Origin of the sequence: Paractinoplanes rishiriensis (assembly GCF_016862375.1) — a bacterium.
Classification (GTDB): Bacteria; Actinomycetota; Actinomycetes; order Mycobacteriales; family Micromonosporaceae; genus Actinoplanes; species Actinoplanes rishiriensis.
The window spans coordinates 1-14,869 of record NZ_BOMV01000014.1 but is presented as its reverse complement, the minus strand read 5'-3'; the positions used below and the strand labels follow the sequence as shown (position 1 = coordinate 14,869).

The 14,869-nt window shown below is 72.5% G+C and carries 14 protein-coding genes; 7 read left to right on the top strand and 7 right to left on the bottom strand.

All coding sequences use genetic code 11. From position 1 onward, the window contains the following. The first annotated feature begins 54 nt into the window (after positions 1–54). Entirely contained in the window at positions 55–918 is an 864-nt protein-coding gene (locus Ari01nite_RS10100; protein ID WP_203780890.1) for a response regulator, read from the top strand. A 95-nt stretch (positions 919–1,013) separates the two neighbouring features. Here Ari01nite_RS10100 and Ari01nite_RS10095 read toward each other — a convergent pair whose 3' ends face one another. Further along, on the bottom strand, positions 1,014–1,481 hold the full coding sequence (locus Ari01nite_RS10095) for an Lrp/AsnC family transcriptional regulator (RefSeq protein ID WP_203780889.1): 468 nt from the start codon (positions 1,479–1,481) through the stop codon (positions 1,014–1,016). 131 nt (positions 1,482–1,612) lie between these two features. Here Ari01nite_RS10095 and ald point away from each other — a divergent pair, with 131 nt between their 5' ends. Then, positions 1,613–2,728, top strand: coding sequence for an alanine dehydrogenase (gene ald, locus Ari01nite_RS10090; RefSeq protein WP_203780888.1), 1,116 nt, complete (start codon positions 1,613–1,615; stop codon positions 2,726–2,728). Between the two features lie 54 nt (positions 2,729–2,782). Here ald and Ari01nite_RS10085 read toward each other — a convergent pair whose 3' ends face one another. Further along, on the bottom strand, positions 2,783–4,345 hold the full coding sequence (locus tag Ari01nite_RS10085) for a sensor histidine kinase (RefSeq protein WP_203780887.1): 1,563 nt from the start codon (positions 4,343–4,345) through the stop codon (positions 2,783–2,785). Positions 4,346–4,474: 129 nt separating this feature from the next. On the opposite strand from Ari01nite_RS10085, the gene Ari01nite_RS10080 reads away from it, so the two are divergent. Continuing rightward, positions 4,475–4,720, top strand: coding sequence for a hypothetical protein (locus Ari01nite_RS10080; RefSeq protein WP_203780886.1), 246 nt, complete (start codon positions 4,475–4,477; stop codon positions 4,718–4,720). After that, a complete protein-coding gene (locus tag Ari01nite_RS10075) occupies positions 4,720–5,775 on the top strand; it encodes an ETX/MTX2 family pore-forming toxin (RefSeq protein ID WP_203780885.1) in 1,056 nt (351 codons plus the stop codon). The genes Ari01nite_RS10080 and Ari01nite_RS10075 overlap by 1 nt, the downstream gene beginning before the upstream one ends. A 63-nt stretch (positions 5,776–5,838) precedes the next feature. On the opposite strand, the gene Ari01nite_RS10070 is transcribed toward Ari01nite_RS10075, so the two are convergent. Beyond that, entirely contained in the window at positions 5,839–6,474 is a 636-nt protein-coding gene (locus Ari01nite_RS10070; protein ID WP_203780884.1) for a cutinase family protein, read from the bottom strand. 128 nt (positions 6,475–6,602) lie between these two features. Then, positions 6,603–7,661 (bottom strand): aldo/keto reductase, encoded by a 1,059-nt coding sequence (locus tag Ari01nite_RS10065; RefSeq protein WP_239162626.1) that lies wholly within the window; start codon positions 7,659–7,661, stop codon positions 6,603–6,605. An 86-nt stretch (positions 7,662–7,747) separates the two neighbouring features. Here Ari01nite_RS10065 and Ari01nite_RS10060 point away from each other — a divergent pair, with 86 nt between their 5' ends. After that, the gene (locus Ari01nite_RS10060) at positions 7,748–9,841 is read left to right on the top strand and encodes a glycoside hydrolase family 15 protein (protein WP_203780883.1); all 2,094 of its coding nucleotides are present in this window, start codon (positions 7,748–7,750) and stop codon (positions 9,839–9,841) included. A 5-nt stretch (positions 9,842–9,846) separates the two neighbouring features. Here Ari01nite_RS10060 and Ari01nite_RS10055 read toward each other — a convergent pair whose 3' ends face one another. Together Ari01nite_RS10055 and Ari01nite_RS10050 are read right to left on the bottom strand one after the other, a co-directional pair. Continuing rightward, positions 9,847–10,407, bottom strand: a complete 561-nt coding sequence (locus Ari01nite_RS10055; RefSeq protein ID WP_203780882.1) for a hypothetical protein — start codon at positions 10,405–10,407, stop codon at positions 9,847–9,849. Positions 10,408–10,447: 40 nt separating this feature from the next. Further along, positions 10,448–10,852, bottom strand: coding sequence for an SRPBCC family protein (locus Ari01nite_RS10050; protein ID WP_239162625.1), 405 nt, complete (start codon positions 10,850–10,852; stop codon positions 10,448–10,450). A gap of 196 nt (positions 10,853–11,048) precedes the next feature. On the opposite strand from Ari01nite_RS10050, the gene helR reads away from it, so the two are divergent. Next, complete coding sequence (gene helR / locus Ari01nite_RS10045; RefSeq protein ID WP_203780881.1) at positions 11,049–13,208, top strand: RNA polymerase recycling motor ATPase HelR; 2,160 nt, start codon at positions 11,049–11,051, stop codon at positions 13,206–13,208. A 68-nt stretch (positions 13,209–13,276) separates the two neighbouring features. After that, positions 13,277–13,633 carry a hypothetical protein gene (locus Ari01nite_RS10040; protein WP_203780880.1) on the top strand — a complete coding sequence of 119 codons (357 nt, stop codon included), beginning with the start codon at positions 13,277–13,279 and terminating at the stop codon, positions 13,631–13,633. On the opposite strand, the gene Ari01nite_RS49725 is transcribed toward Ari01nite_RS10040, so the two are convergent. Beyond that, the gene (locus Ari01nite_RS49725; protein WP_239162624.1) at positions 13,607–14,683 is read right to left on the bottom strand and encodes a polysaccharide deacetylase family protein; all 1,077 of its coding nucleotides are present in this window, start codon (positions 14,681–14,683) and stop codon (positions 13,607–13,609) included. The two genes, Ari01nite_RS10040 and Ari01nite_RS49725, sit on opposite strands and share 27 nt — an antisense overlap. Positions 14,684–14,869 lie beyond the last annotated feature (186 nt).

Genomic DNA, 14,869 nt, shown 5'->3' with positions numbered 1-14,869 from the left:
GACCTGCGCAGACCCTACTCTCAAGTGATCCGCAATGGAGAGGGAAGAGGTGCCATGGCTGTAATCGTCGCCGCCGAGGACGACACCGACGTCGCCGACCTGCTGGTCACCACGCTGAGCCGGGCCGGCCACGTGGTGCACGTGGCGGGCACCGGCCCGCGTGCCCTGCGGATGATCGCCGAACGGCACCCCGACCTCGTCATCCTGGACCACAACATGCCCGGCATGACCGGGCTGGACGTGGCCCGCCGGCTGCGGGCCGACGAGGCCACCGCGGCGCTGCCGATGCTGATGCTCTCGGCCGCCGCGCCGGCCGCCGCGGCGGACGTCTTCGACCAGGTGATGAGCATGCCGGTCGGGCTGGGCGCGGTCGCCGACGCGGCCCGCGACCTGCTCGCCGCCCGCGACTCCCGGGTGCCGGTGGGCCGCCCGCTCACCGACCCGGAGCGGCTGTCCGCGGTGGCGGCGCTGCTCGGCGACCCCGACCCGGTCGACGAGCTCACCCTCACCATGCTGATGTCGAACGTCTCGGAGGCCGCCGGCTGCTCGGCCGCGGCCTGCGCCCTCGTGCTCAACGACGCCGTGCTCACGCTGGCCTCGGTGGGCCTGCCGGATCTGCTCCGCGAGGCCGGCGGCGCCCCGATCGAGTGGTCGCCGGCCGGCATCACGGTCGGCGGCGACCGGCCGGTGCTGCTCGGCGACATGCGGGCCGACCCGGTGTTCCGGGACTCGCCGATGGCAACGCTGTGCGGGGTGCGCTCGTACGCCGCGGTGCCGCTGCACGACGACCGCGGCCTGGCGGTCGGCACGCTCGTGGTGATGGACGCGCGGCCGGACCGGTTCACCAGCGCGACCATCCGCGGCCTGATCGCCACCACGCCGGCGATCCGGCGCATGCTCGACCGCCGCCGCGACTGAGCACCAAGGCCTGTTTCAAAGGGATGGCCGGGCTGCGGCGTGGCCCAGACGACACCTGGACCTCGCCTCACTCCGACCCCCCTTTTGAACAGGCCTTAGCTGCCGCGCCGGTGCTCGAAGATCAGATGGGTCTCGGTGCCGGCGACCAGATGTGAGTTGCTCAGCCGTTCGGTGATGATCGACCGCAGTTCGGCGACGTCGGCGGTGGCCACGTGCAGCAGGAAGTCGTAGGAACCGGACACGAAGTAGACGTCGCGCACCGCCGGGATGCCGGCCAGCGACCCGGCGAACTTGCCGATCGCGTCGCGCGCGTCGGCGCGGATCCGTACCGCGATCATGGCCTGGATCGGGCGACCGATCCAGGCCGGGTCGACGTCCGCGTGGAAACCGCGGATCGCGCCCAGCTCACGCAGCCGGCGGATCCGGGTCAGGCAGGTCGAGGGCGCCACGCCGACCCGTTCGGCCAGCGCGTTGTTGGGCATCCGGCCGTCCGTCTGGAGCAGCGCCAGCAGCTCCAGATCGACCTCGTCGAGGCCTCGAAGATCCTTCGGCGGCTGGGTCATTCCCGGCGATCGATTCGAAGTTCATTCGCTTGGTGCAGCCTCCACAGAATCTTCTGCGGTGAGCTTGCGTGCCTACTGCACATAGTTTCACTCTATCCCCACGACAGCGTGGTCTGAAGGGGAAAGCTGAGATGCAGATCGGCGTACCGACCGAGGTCAAGAACCACGAGTACCGGGTGGCCATCACCCCGGCCGGCGTGGCCGAGTTCGTCCGTCGCGGGCATCAGGTGCTCGTCCAGGCCGGCGCCGGCGCCGGCTCGGCGATCACCGACGACGACTTCGCCGGCGCGGGCGCCCGGATCGTGCCGGACGCCGACACCGTGTGGGCCTCCGCCGACCTGCTGCTCAAGGTCAAGGAGCCGATCGCTTCCGAGTACCACCGCCTGCGCGCCGGCCAGGTCCTGTTCACCTACCTGCACCTCGCCGCCGACGCCGAGGGCACCAAGGCGCTGCTGGACAGCGGGACCACCGCGATCGCGTACGAGACGGTGCAGCTGGCGGACGGCTCGCTGCCGCTGCTGGCCCCGATGTCCGAGGTGGCCGGCCGGCTCGCGCCGCAGGTGGGCGCGTACACGATGATGCGCAACAGCGGCGGTCGCGGCGTGCTCCCGGGCGGGGTTCCGGGCGTGAGCCCGGCGAAGGTGACGGTCATCGGCGGCGGCGTGTCCGGCGTCAACGCGGCCACCATCGCCGCCGGCATGGGCGCCGACGTCACCGTGCTCGACCTGAACATCAACCGGCTGCGCCAGATCGATGCCCAGTTCGGCGGGCGGATCAAGACCCTGGTGTCGAGCTCGTACGCGATCGAGCAGTCGGTCCTGGAGGCCGACATGGTGATCGGCGCCGTCCTGGTGCCCGGCGCCAAGGCCCCCACGCTGGTCTCGAACGACCTGGTGAAACGGATGAAGACCGGCGCCGTGCTGGTCGACATCGCGATCGACCAGGGCGGCTGCTTCGAGGACTCGCACGCCACCACCCACCAGGACCCGACCTACCGGGTGCACGACGCGGTGTTCTACTGCGTGGCCAACATGCCCGGCGCGGTACCGAACACCTCGACGCACGCCCTCACCAACGCCACCCTCCCGTACGCCCTGCGCCTGGCCGACCTCGGCTGGAAGCAGGCGCTGCGGCAGGACCCGGCGCTCGCCCTGGGCCTCAATGTCCACGCCGGCCAGGTGACCAACGCCTCGGTCGGCGACGCGCTGGGCCTCCCCTCGGTCGAGGTCTCCCCCGTCCTCGCCTGACCCAGCACCGGTAGCGCCGCCCGGCAGTCTTTGCCCGGGCGGCGCTACCGTGTTTCACGCCAGAACCGGCAGCCGGACGGCGATCGTGGTCCCACCGCCGGGCGGGCTGCTGACCGCGCAGGTGCCGCCGAGCGCCGCGGCCCGGTCGCACAGTCCGGCGAGCCCGTGACCGGTGCCGGCGTCCGCACCGCCGGCACCGTCGTCGGTCACCGTCAGGCGCACGCCGTCGCCGTCGTCCGCGACGGTCACCGTCACCTCGGTGGCCTCGGCATGCTTGACCGCGTTCGTCACGGCCTCACAGATGATGAAGTACGCGGCGGCCTCCACCTTCGCGGACCACCGGCGCGACACCACCTGGAGCCGTACGGGTAACGGCATCCGTTCCGCCACCGCCGCCAGAGCCGGGCCGAGGCCGGCCGCCGTCAGCGTCGCCGGATACAGGCCGTGCGCCAGCTCCCGCAGCTCCCGCTGGGCCGCGCGCAGGTCGTCGCCGGCCCGCTCGACGATCGACTGCCAGCCGTCCACCGGCCCGGCCGCACGCAGCGTGCCGAGCCGCATCGACACCGCCAGCAGGAGTTGCTGGGCGCCGTCGTGCAGGTCGCGCTCGAGGCGGCGGCGCTCGGCCAGCCCGGCCTCATAGCGCGCGCGGGTGTGTTCCAGGGCCAGCCCGGCGGCGCCCACCGTGGCGTGCAGCAGGTCGGCGTGCCGGGCCAGCGCCGGGTCGACGAGCACCACGGCGCCGGACGGCAGGGGCACGGCTAGCCGGTCCGGGCCGTACTCGTCGCCGGCCGGGACGATCCGCAGGCCCGGGTCGCGCAGCGTCCGGCTCAGCGCCGCGCGTACCTCCTCCGTGGTTTGGGCCGTGCGCAGCGCGAGCACCAGGTCGGCCACGGTCGCCCGGGCCAGCCGGCGCTGCACCGCGGCCACCAGGAAACCACCGGGAACGGCCAGGAAGGCGGCGGCCTCCGCGACCCGCAGCGGTGAGGCCAGCGTCTGCACCTGCACCAGCAGGTCGCCGACCAGCCGGAAGCCCAGGCCCACGCCGGCACCGATGGCCGCCACCAGCACCGGCATCAGGACCCGGCCGGGCAGGCCGCGCGCCCGGAACAGCCGCAGACCCAGCAGGACGCAGAAGGTCAGAGCCAGGGCCGCGGCGCCGAGGTTAGCGACGGCCAGGACCGCCTTGTTGTCGTGCCCGCGGGTGGCCGTCAGCGCGAGCGACCCGGCCACCGGCCAGACCGTGGCGACGGCGGCGAACACGCGGTGCGACCGGTGCGGCAGCCGGTCCTCCGGGTAGCGCAGCAGGACCACCGCGGCGAGGACGGCGAACAGCGGGCTGCACAGCCAGCCGGTCAGGATCAGCGCCGGCGTGCCGTAGCCCTCCAGCCAGACCGCGGCCCAGGACAGTCCGGCCAGGCCGAACAGCAGGCCGTTGCGCCGCTGACCCGGCTCGGCCCGCAGCAGCGCGCCGGTCGCCAGGAACAGCACCCCGACCAGGCCGTTGACCACGGCCTGCAGCGGCGACCTGGTCCACATCGGCCACTGCGACGCCACCGCGGTCAGCACACCCACCAGCACCGCCGCCGGCACCTGCCGCGGCGTTCCCCGTTCCCCCATACCGACAGTGTGGCGCCCGGCGCAACGGGGTTTTCCCGGGACATGTCCAGGGACAACACCGCGGCCCCGGCCGGGTGCCGCGCCGCACGCTGTGCAGGCAACAGAGAACATCGACCACAGGAGAGCATCATGCGCATCCGCACCGCCGCGGCCGTAATCGCGACCGGGACCGTCGGCATGCTGGCCATCGCGGCGCCGGCGACGGCCGCCGCACCCGCGCCGCACCGGGTCGTCGCGCAGGCCGACGAGACCTGGACGTACGGCGGCTTCTATCCCGAACCGCTCCTCTGCCACGCCTCGGGTATCGCATCGGGGTACCAGTACACCTGCAACTTCATCTTCGTCGGCTTCAACCTCTGGCTCCGGACCGGCTGATGCGGGCCCTACGCACCACGGTGGCCGCCGTCGTCACCGGCCTGGGACTGTCCCTGGCCTTCGCGACAGCGGCCCACGCCCAGCCGGACTGCGACGTCCCGGACCCGCCGCCGATCTGCGACCGGGAGCCGCCCGACCCGCCGCCGGACCCGGCACCCACCTACAGCCCCGTGCTGTTCGTCGACGGCGCGCGGCAGGCGGTCACCCGGGACGGGATCCGGGTCTGGGGCTGGACCGCAGACGCGGACGCGCCGCGCACCCCGCTCACCGTGCGGCTGACCGTCGACGGTGTGGCGGCCGGCACCCGGACGGCCGATCTGTCCCGCCCGGACGTCGGCGCCGCGTACCCGTTCTACGGCCCGCTGCACGGCTTCGACGTCGTGCTGCCGGCATCTGCGGCCGGGCACACCGTCTGTGTCACCGCGGTCAACGCCGGCAGCGGCAGCGACACCGGTAGCTGCCGGCGGATGAGCGAGGTGACCGAGTTCCTCGCGCACGGCATCGACTACGACTACGCCAACGCGGTGATGGCCGGCAGCCAGTTGGACTCGAAGTTCTCGGCCGACGTGTCCAACGCGACCGATGTGGAGCAGACCTCCACGGTCACCCGGACCGTGTCCACCACCGACACCCAGGGCTGGTCGGACACCCTCGGCATCAAGGTGTCGGTGGCGACCGAGATCAAGGCCGGTATCCCGATCTTCCAGGGCGGCATCAAGGTGAGTATCGAGGGCAGCTACTCGTTCACCCGCAACGGGTCGACCAGCAAGGTCTCCTCCTGGCAGTGGACCCAGCCGGTGAAGACGCCGCCGCGCTCGCGGGTGGTGGCCGAGGGCGTGGTCACCCGCTACACGGTGATCGCCCCGTACACCCTGACCGGCACCTTCGTCTACGACGACGGGGCCCGGTTGCCGGGCACCACCACCGGAACCTTCGTCGGCACCAACAACACCGACTTCGAGGTCCGGTTCACGCAGTACGACCTGGACGGCCTCCGATCCGCCGACCCGGTCGAGCAGCCCGCGGAGTCGCTGCGCGTCAAGCGCCTCCGCTGATACCGGGGGTCCCGTCACCGCAGGGGTGGCGGGACCCCCGTCAATTCCGTCACCCGATCGCTTCTACAAACGGTTCACCGCGAAAGTGGCCGCCTGATCGGCATTACCGAGATAGGCCAGATGCGCCAGCACGCTCGAGCCGTCCGGATCGCACACAATGTCATTGTCGGCGCAGATGTCCAGGGTCCGCGCGGCGTACGTGCCGGTGATCCCGCGGCCCAGTTTGCGCAGCGGATAACCGAAGACGAGCACGGCGCTGACCCTCGGCTCGATCGAGGCCGGGAGGGTCGCCACCACCGGGCCGCCGACCGCCGCACCCGCCGAACTGGTGCCCAGCGAGTTGCCCACCACGTTGGCGCCCTGCGAGTAGCCGACCAGCACGAACCGCTGCGCCGGGCAGGCCTGTGCCTGGCCGGTCACGTGGCTGACCAGCGCCCGGTTGCCGTCGGTCGGCGAGTTGGCCGCGACGCTGGCCGGGTAGTCGACCGCGTGACTGGTCGCGGTCCGGCCGGTCAGCCGCCGCTCGATCGCGCTGAACACCGGGTCGCCGACGATGATGCCCAGGTTGCCGGGCTCGCCGGTGCCCCGGGCGACGACCACCTCGACGTCCGAGCACGCCGCGGCGGCCGCCGGACCGGCGGCGAACACCGCGCCGCCGGTCGTCAGCACAACAGCGATGAACAAAGCCCTGATTCGCATTTCCAACCGCCTCTGCTTCAGCCGTGGGGATCTGTGACGGCCTGAAGCTAATGAGGCGTTAAGTACCGGTGATACTCAAGGAAATGCTGATATCAGCGGCGAAATGTGTCACGCACGGACGAAATTGATCAATTCAGATGGCGGGCGATCTGGCTGAGGTCGGCCGCGGAAAGGCGGTCGGCACTGGTCTTGGCCTGATGCCAGAACGGGTAGCGCAGCGGCTCGCCGCTCACGTCGTCCAGGGCCGCCACCTCGTCCGCGGTCAACTCCAGATCGGCCGCGGCGAGGCTGTCACGCAACTGCGCGGGGGTCCGCGCCCCGACGATCACCGACGTGATGCCGGGCTTCTGCGCCACATAGGCCAGTGCCACCCGGGCCGCCGACACCCCGTGCGACTCGCCGATCTTCACGGCCACCTCGATGGTGTCGTACAGCCTGTCCTCGTCGTGCACCGGCGGCTCGTCCCACTCGGTCAGGTGCCGGCTGCCGGCCGGCGCCTCGACGCCGCGCCGGTATTTGCCGGAGAGAAGCCCGCCCGCGATCGGGCTCCACACCAGAATGCCGACGCCCTGGTCCAGACAGGCCGGGACGATCTCGGCCTCGATGTCGCGGTTCTGCAGCGAGTAGTACAGCTGATTGCTGGCGAACCGTTCCAGCAGCCGGGCGTCCGCGACGGCCAGCCCTTTCATCATCTGCCAGGCCGCGTAGTTCGAGCAGCCCACGTACCGGACCTTGCCGCTGCGGACCAGGTCGTCCAGCGCGGTCAGGGTCTCCTCGAGCGGCGTCTGCCCGTCCCACTCGTGCAGCTGGAACAGGTCGATGTGGTCGGTGCCGAGCCGGCGCAGGCTGGCCTCGGCGCCGCGGATCACATGGTGCCGGGACAGGCCGGCGTCGTTCGGGCCGTCGCCCATCGGCATGCGGACCTTGGTGGCGATCAGCCAGTCGTCGCGGGAGTTGCCGAGCGCCTGCCCGATGATCTCCTCGGACAGGCCGGCCGAGTAGACGTCGGCGGTGTCGATCAGGTTGACACCGGCCTCCCTGGCGATCGCGATCTCCTCACGCGCGCCGTCCACGTCGATCCTGCCGACCGGCGTCGCCCAGCCGGTGCCGCCGAAACCCATCGTGCCCAGGGTGAACGCGGAGACCCGCAGGCCGCTCCGCCCCAGTTGCCGGTACTGCATCGTCATCGCCCTCTCTGCGTCCGTCTCGCCGCTGTCAGCCTTCCCCGGCCCGGCCGGGCTTGTCCACCGAATCGCCGGGTATCCCCCACCGCATGACTCACCCGCGGTTCGCCCCGGCGCTGCTCGCGCCGGTGATCGCAGTGACGCCGGTGACCCTCGCCAGTGGCGCGCCGGGAGCTCCCGGCATCGACGAGCAGTACCTGCCGGCGAGCAAGGCCGGCCTGCTCACCTCCCGCACGACGGTCAGCACGGTCTGGGCCACCATCCAGGCGCAGGGCGGCCTCGGCGAGATCTTCTATCCGACCATCGGCGGTCCGTCGGCGCGCTCCGTCGAATTTGTGGTGGCGGGGCACGGGCGCGCGGTCCGGGCGAATGCGGCCGCCGATGTGCGCACGTCGGGTAACCGGCAGGTGTTCACGGCGCGTGACGGGCGCTGGACGCTGACCGCCGACTATGTCACCGACCCGGCCCGCAGCACCGTGCTCGTCTCGCTCGACCTGCGCGGGGCGGGCTTCGACCTGTTCGCCATCTACGACCCGGCGCTGGGCAACTCGCGGTCCGGCGACTCCGGCTCGACGGCCGGGGACGCGCTGGTGGCCACCGACGGCGACGTGTCCAGCGCCCTGGTCGCCGATCCACCGGTCCGGGCCTCCGCCAACGGTTTCGCCGGGGTCAGCGACGGGCGCACCGACCTGCTCGCCGACGGCCGGATGGACTGGCACTACTCCTCGGCGCCGCCCGGCAACCTGGTGCAGACCGCGCTGCTGCGGCCGCGGGCCACGCTCGCGCTCGGCTTCGCCGGAGACTCCCGGGGCGCGATCTCGGCGGCCACCACCTCTCTGCGGCGCGGCTTCGGGCCGATCAGCCGGGATTACGCGTACGGGTGGAAGCAGTATCTCGCCGGGCTGCGGCAGCCGCCGGCGTCGCTGCGGAGCGAGGCCGCGCGCCGGCTCTACCGGACCTCCGCGATGGTCCTGGCCGCCAGCGAGGACAAGCAAAATCCGGGCGCGTACGTGGCGGCGCCCGCCGCGCCGTGGGCGTTCGGCCGGGACGACCCGTCGGGGCCGTATCACCTGGTCTGGTCGCGCGACCTGTACCAGATCGCCACCGGCCTGCTGGCCGCCGGCGACCGGGCCGGAGCCGCACGGGCGCTCGACTTCCTGTTCCGGCGGCAGCAGAAGCCGGACGGTTCGTTCCCGCAGAACTCGCAGGTGGACGGCACTCCCGTGTGGGGCGGCCTGCAGCTCGACGAGGTGGCGCTGCCGATCGTGCTCGCCTACCAGCTGGGCCGCACCGACCCGGCGACCTGGGATCACGTGCGGCGGGCCGCGGACTTCCTGGTCGGCTTCCGGCAGGACGGCTTCGCGGCACCGTGGTCGCCGCAGGAACGCTGGGAGAACCAGTCCGGCTACTCGCCCGGCACCATCGCGGCCACCATCGCCGGCCTGGTCTGCGCCGCGTCCCTGGCCCGGGCGAACGGCGACCCGGCGGCCGCCGGCCGGTATCTGGCCACCGCCGACGACTGGCGTTCGAAGGTCAAGTCGTGGACGGTGACCAGCACCGGTCCGTACTCGGCACGGCCGTACTTCCTGCGCCTGACCAAGGACGGCAACCCGGATGCGGGCACCACCTACGACATCGGGGACAGCGGCCCGGCCGGCGTGGACCAGCGCCGGGTGGTCGACCCGAGCTTCCTGGAGCTCGTCCGCCTCGGCGTGCTGCCCGCGCACGACCGGGACATCCGCAACAGTCTGTCGGTGGTGGACCGGCAGCTGGGGGTGTCCACCCCGAACGGATTCTTCTGGCACCGGGCGTCGTTCGACGGTTTCGGCGAGAAGGCGGACGGCAGCCAGTGGGAGTACGACCTGCCGGACGGCTCGCTGATCACCCGCGGCCGGGCGTGGCCGCTGCTGAACGGCGAACGCGGCGAGTACCAGATCGCGGCCGGTGCCCGCTCGGCCGCCCGCGACCAGCTGGCCACCATGGTCCGGGCCACCGGCCCCGGCGGGATGCTGCCGGAACAGGTCTGGGACAACGACCCGCCGGCCGTCGCGCCCGGTCGCCCCACGTACTCGGCAACGCCGTTGACCTGGAGTCACGCCCAGTTCCTGCGACTGGCCTGGAACGTGCAGGCCGGACGGGTGCTCGAACAACCGGCCGCGGTGGCCGGCCGTTATCTGCGCTGACCCCCTCAGATCCGGCCCCGGCGCCCCCGCTTGTGCGCGACCGCCGGGGCCGGCACCCTGCTGGTCAGCGCGTCCGGCCAGGTGAGCACCACCTTGCCGGTGGCCTCGAAGTCGACGGTCAGCTCGGCCAGCCGCGCCACGACGGCGGCCAGCTGCTCGGCGGTCCACGGGCACGGCTCGGTGCGGAAGACCCCCCAGCCCCTGCGCACATTGTCGTAGACGTCGCCGGGATCGTCGTGCTCGACCGCGTGATGGATGGCGGCGGACACCACCTCGGCCACCCCGAGCGGCGCCTTGTTGGCCGCGAGCAGCCGCTTGCTGCGATCGGCGGCGTCGTGCCGGGGCCGCCCCGACACCAGCCGCATGTTGCTGAAGACCCCGCCGCCCGCGATCGACCCGAACACCCCGTCGGCCATCCCGAGCTCGCACTCGGTCACCGCGTGTGCGAGGTCGTGCGGCACCCGGTGCTTCCGGTCGTAGGCCGGCAGGTCGAGGACCACCCCGTCCGGCCGCCGGACGCGCGCGACGGTAGATCCACCAACCGCCCGCGCGATGGTGATGAGCATGCCCCGATGGTGTCCCCGCCGGGCACCGCGGGGCCAGCGATTATCCGCCCCGCTTCTCCAGAATCTCGCGCAACCGGGCAAGATCGGCAGCCACCGCGGCGGCGTCCCGGGCGAACTCCGCGTCCGTGGCCCCCTCGGCCCGCCGCACGGTGAACGTGATCTCACACCCGGTCCCGTAGGGCACCACCCGGACCGGATTGAGGAACTCCTGCCCGCTCTCCACCGTCACGTAGTGATCGAGAACCCCGAAGTCGTTGACCGGCGCCAGCACCACTCTGACCCGCCCCAGCGCACCCGTCACGAACCAGTCGTCCCCGGCCCGCTCCACCGCGTCACCGAGCCCGGGCGCCCACTGCGGGATGTGCGCCAGGTCCGCGACGTAGGCGTAGACCTCGCCGGCGTCCCGCGCGATGCGCTCCGACACGTGCCCTGAGTCGCTACCCATCCCGCCATCCTCGCAAGCCGGCTCGGCACGTGGGCAAACAAAGAACGTCACGGCTCAGCCGTGACGTTTCCACCTTCAACGTATATCGCACCCCGGGGCTTGCGGCAAGACCCCGTCGCTGCCGCACAATCGCATACCTAAGCCGGAAAGCTGGCAAATTCGGGGGTTCTGCAACGTGCATATGTTTTTGTCAGGCATGCAGCCGACGACGACCACCGGCACCTTCGACCTTCCGGAGCGCCTGGCGGCCAAGGCCGACCCGGCGCTGATCGCCGACGACGAGCAGCACTTCGCCCGGATCGCGGAGAGCCTGCAGGCGTCGATCGCCGAGCTGTCCGAGCGGCTCGACGAGGAGCGCCGGGCACCCGCCGGCAAGGGGCGGCAGGCGGTCGACCGCGACGACGCGATCCGGCGGCTCACCGGGCGCCTGCGGACGCTGCGCCGGTTCAGCCTCGACCTGTGCCTCGGGCGCATGGTGGGCGAGGACGGTTCCGAGCCGGTGTACGTGGGCCGGCTGGGCCTCACCGACAGCAACGGCCGCCGGGTGCTGGTCGACTGGCGTTCCCCCGCGGCCGAGCCGTTCTTCGCCGCCACCCACGCCCGCCCGATGGGGCTGGCCAGCCGCCGCCGGTACCGCTGGACGCGCGGCCGGATCACCGACTACTGGGACGAGGTGTTCACCCCGGACGGGCTCGAGGGGCACGCCGCACTCGACGACCAGTCCGCGTTCATCGCCAGCCTCGGCACCACCCGGTCGCCGCGGATGCGGGACGTGCTCGGCACCATCCAGGCCGACCAGGACGCCATCATCCGGGCCGGCTCGCGGGGCGCTCTCGTGGTGGACGGCGGCCCGGGCACCGGCAAGACCGTCGTGGCCCTGCACCGCACCGCGTACCTGCTCTACTCCGACCCGCGGCTCGGGCACCGCCGCGGTGGCGTGCTGTTCGTCGGACCGCACCAGCCCTATCTCGCGTACGTCGCCGACGTGCTCCCCAGCCTGGGCGAGGAGGACGTGCAGACCTGCACCCTGCGGGATCTGCTCCCGGAGGGAGCCGCGGCGGTGGCCGAGGCCGACCCGGAGGTGGCGCGGCTGAAGTCGTCGGCCGGCCTGGTGCGGGCGATCGAGGCGGCGGTCCGGTTCTACGAGGAGCCGCCGGCCAGGGGCATGACCGTCGCCACCGACGACGCCGACATCCAGCTGACCCCGGACGACTGGGCCGAGGCGTTCCAGGCCGCCGGTCCCGGCACCCCGCACAACGAGGCACGCGACGAGGCCTGGGCAGAACTGCTGGCGATCCTGGTGGCGAAGTACGACGGCGACGAGCCGGAGGACCTGCTGCGCCGGACCCTGGTGCGCAACCGCGACCTGGTCACCGCGTTCGGCCGGGCGTGGCCGCTGCTCGAGCCGGCCGACGTGGTAGCCGATCTCTGGTCGGTGCCCGCCTACCTCCGCAAATGCGCAAACTTCCTCAACCCCGAGGAGGTACGCAAGCTTCAGCGCGACAATCCGAGGGCCTGGACGGTGGCCGACCTCCCGCTGCTGGACGCGGCCCGGCAACGGCTGGGCGACCCGGAGGAGTCCCGCCGCCGGCGCCGCCGGGAGGCCACGCTGGCCGGCCAGCGCGAGCAGATGGACCGGGTGGTCGAGGACCTGATCGCGTCGCACGCGTACGACGACGGCGAGGGCCTCATGCCGATGCTGCGCCAGCAGGACCTGCGCGACGTGTTGGTCGACGACGCCGAGGCGGTCAGGGCCGACCCGGACGAGCTGGCCGGCCCGTTCGCGCACATCGTGGTCGACGAGGCCCAGGAGCTGACCGACGCCGAGTGGCAGATGCTGCTGCTGCGCTGCCCGTCGCGCAGTTTCACCATCGTCGGCGACCGTGCGCAGGCCCGGCACGGCTTCACCGAGTCGTGGCGGGAGCGCCTGGCGCGGATCGGGCTCGACCAGGTGGCCCTGGCGTCGCTGAGCATCAACTACCGCACCCCCGAGGAGGTCATGACCGAGGCCGAACCGGTCATCCGGGCCGCGCTGCCGGACGCCAACGTGCCGGTCTCGATCCGCAGCAGCGGCATCCCGGTCCGCCACGGCGCGGTCGCCGACCTGGACGAGATCGTGACCGGCTGGCTGGCCGCACACGCCGAGGGCGTCGCCTGCGTGATCGGCGCCCCCGGCTGCTACCCGGCTTCCGAACGCGTCCGCGCGCTGACCCCCGAGCTGTCCAAGGGCCTGGAGTTCGACCTGGTCGTGCTGGTCCGCCCGGAGACGTTCGGCGACGGCATCGAGGGCGCGGTCGACCGGTACGTCGCGATGACCCGCGCCACCCAGCAGCTGGTCGTCCTGACCGGTGGTTAGCCTGACCGGTTTAGGATCGCGAGCCGCCGCACCTGCTGGTCATCCCGGCCGGTCGCTAGGATCGCGCCGTGCCGCATCTACCGGAGAAGACCCTGGCCGCCATCGGCCGGATGACCGTGGCCGCCGCCGACCTCGAGCATCTGCTGGCCGGCCTGTCCGCCGACCCGGCGGCCACGTTCGCCCGGCCCGGCGCGGCCCTGGGCGAGGCCCGGGAGGCGGTCCGGGCGGCGTCCGGCCACCAGGTGGCGGCGGTCGAGGCGGCCGCCACCCAGTTGGCCGTCGCGCAGTCGGCGCTGCGCCGGCTCTGGCTCACCGAGGCCCCCGCCGACTCGGCCGCCTTCGACGAGATCACCGCCCACCTGCGGCGCTGCCACGACTGGCTGGCCCAACATCTCCGCTCAGCCCGGAACGTAGTCCTCCAGTAACGCCGGTGTCAGCCCGGCCCGGTGGATCGCCCGCAGCGCCGCCAGGAAGTCCTCGACGAACGCGGGCCGGAAGTGCATGAGGATGATGTCGCCGGCCCGGACCGTACGGCCTTCCTGGTAGCGGACCTTGCCCTTGTGGACGGTCTCCTTCCAGAGAAAGGCCGCCTTGATCCCGCACGACTTGGCCATCCGCAGCGTGGTGCGATCCTGGGCCCCGAACGGCGGCCGGAACAGCACGGGCCGCCGCCCGTACCACTCCCCCAGCAGATCCGCCGACGCGCAGATCTGCCGCCGCTGAAACCCCGCCGACCGCCCCCGCAACTGCGGGTGCGAGATGGTGTGCGCCTCGATGACCGCCCCGTGCGCCCGAAGCCGCCCGAAGTAAGCAAGATCATCCCGGACGGCGTCGGTGGTGAGAAAAAGCGTGACCGGCACCCCGGCGGCCGCGAACAGTTTGGGCGCCTCCGGGTGCTTGAGATACCCGTCGTCGATCGTGATGAAGGCAACCGGCTGGGTAACCGGCACCCGGGAAAGGACCGGAACCTCGTCGGTGTCGGGCAACACGATGGGTTCGGGTGCCGGCCGAGGCGGAAAGCGCGGCACATCGGTCAACGCCCACCCGACGGGCGGCGCGAGCGGTGCCGGCACGAGCTGGGAGCCACCGTCCCGGCCGCGCGGTCCGGCGTCGTCACCACCGCACGACGCATCCGGCGCGAACCCGCAGACCTCGGTGCCGCTCTCCGGTGCCGTTCCCGGGCCGGTCGCAGCATCCGGCCCGGCCGATCCGGCAAGCGCAGAATGCGATCCGGCCGATCCGGTGACCGCGGCTCCCGGCCTGGTGGGTCCGTCAGGCCCGGAGCCGGCGTCGGACACAGGTGCGGCCGTGCCCGGTGCGGCCGTGCCCGGTGCGGCCGTGCCCGGTGCGGCCGTAACCGGTGCGGCCGACTGCCGGATGGATCGGCCGGTAGTCCAGCCCCCGACCGCAGGCAGCACGGTCAGGCCGGTGCATACCGCCGCGAGCAGAATCCGGCGCCGGGACAGCGTGAACACCCGCGGCACCTTACCGGTTCCACCAGCGATCACTCTCGATGCCACCCACCGCCCAAAGTTTCCCCTGGCCAGCCACCCAACCTCGGCGTGGCGAACGATCAGCCGCCCCTCCAGCTCCAGCCCTCACCCTCCCCGCCCCACACCGCCGCCCCACACCGCCGCCCCACACCGCCGCCCCACACCGCC

Bases quoted from the DNA above. Each gene is read 5' to 3' on its own strand.
- Ari01nite_RS10065 (WP_239162626.1), bottom strand. From the start codon at position 7,661: ATGACGATGCAGTACCGGCAACTGGGGCGGAGCGGCCTGCGGGTCTCC.
- Ari01nite_RS10055 (WP_203780882.1), bottom strand. From the start codon at position 10,407: ATGCTCATCACCATCGCGCGGGCGGTTGGTGGATCTACCGTCGCGCGC.
- ald (WP_203780888.1), top strand. From the start codon at position 1,613: ATGCAGATCGGCGTACCGACCGAGGTCAAGAACCACGAGTACCGGGTG.
- Ari01nite_RS10100 (WP_203780890.1), top strand. From the start codon at position 55: ATGGCTGTAATCGTCGCCGCCGAGGACGACACCGACGTCGCCGACCTG.
- Ari01nite_RS10070 (WP_203780884.1), bottom strand. From the start codon at position 6,474: ATGCGAATCAGGGCTTTGTTCATCGCTGTTGTGCTGACGACCGGCGGC.
- Ari01nite_RS10075 (WP_203780885.1), top strand. From the start codon at position 4,720: ATGCGGGCCCTACGCACCACGGTGGCCGCCGTCGTCACCGGCCTGGGA.
- helR (WP_203780881.1), top strand. From the start codon at position 11,049: ATGCAGCCGACGACGACCACCGGCACCTTCGACCTTCCGGAGCGCCTG.
- Ari01nite_RS10060 (WP_203780883.1), top strand. From the start codon at position 7,748: ATGACTCACCCGCGGTTCGCCCCGGCGCTGCTCGCGCCGGTGATCGCA.
- Ari01nite_RS10050 (WP_239162625.1), bottom strand. From the start codon at position 10,852: ATGGGTAGCGACTCAGGGCACGTGTCGGAGCGCATCGCGCGGGACGCC.
- Ari01nite_RS10095 (WP_203780889.1), bottom strand. From the start codon at position 1,481: ATGACCCAGCCGCCGAAGGATCTTCGAGGCCTCGACGAGGTCGATCTG.
- Ari01nite_RS10085 (WP_203780887.1), bottom strand. From the start codon at position 4,345: ATGGGGGAACGGGGAACGCCGCGGCAGGTGCCGGCGGCGGTGCTGGTG.
- Ari01nite_RS10080 (WP_203780886.1), top strand. From the start codon at position 4,475: ATGCGCATCCGCACCGCCGCGGCCGTAATCGCGACCGGGACCGTCGGC.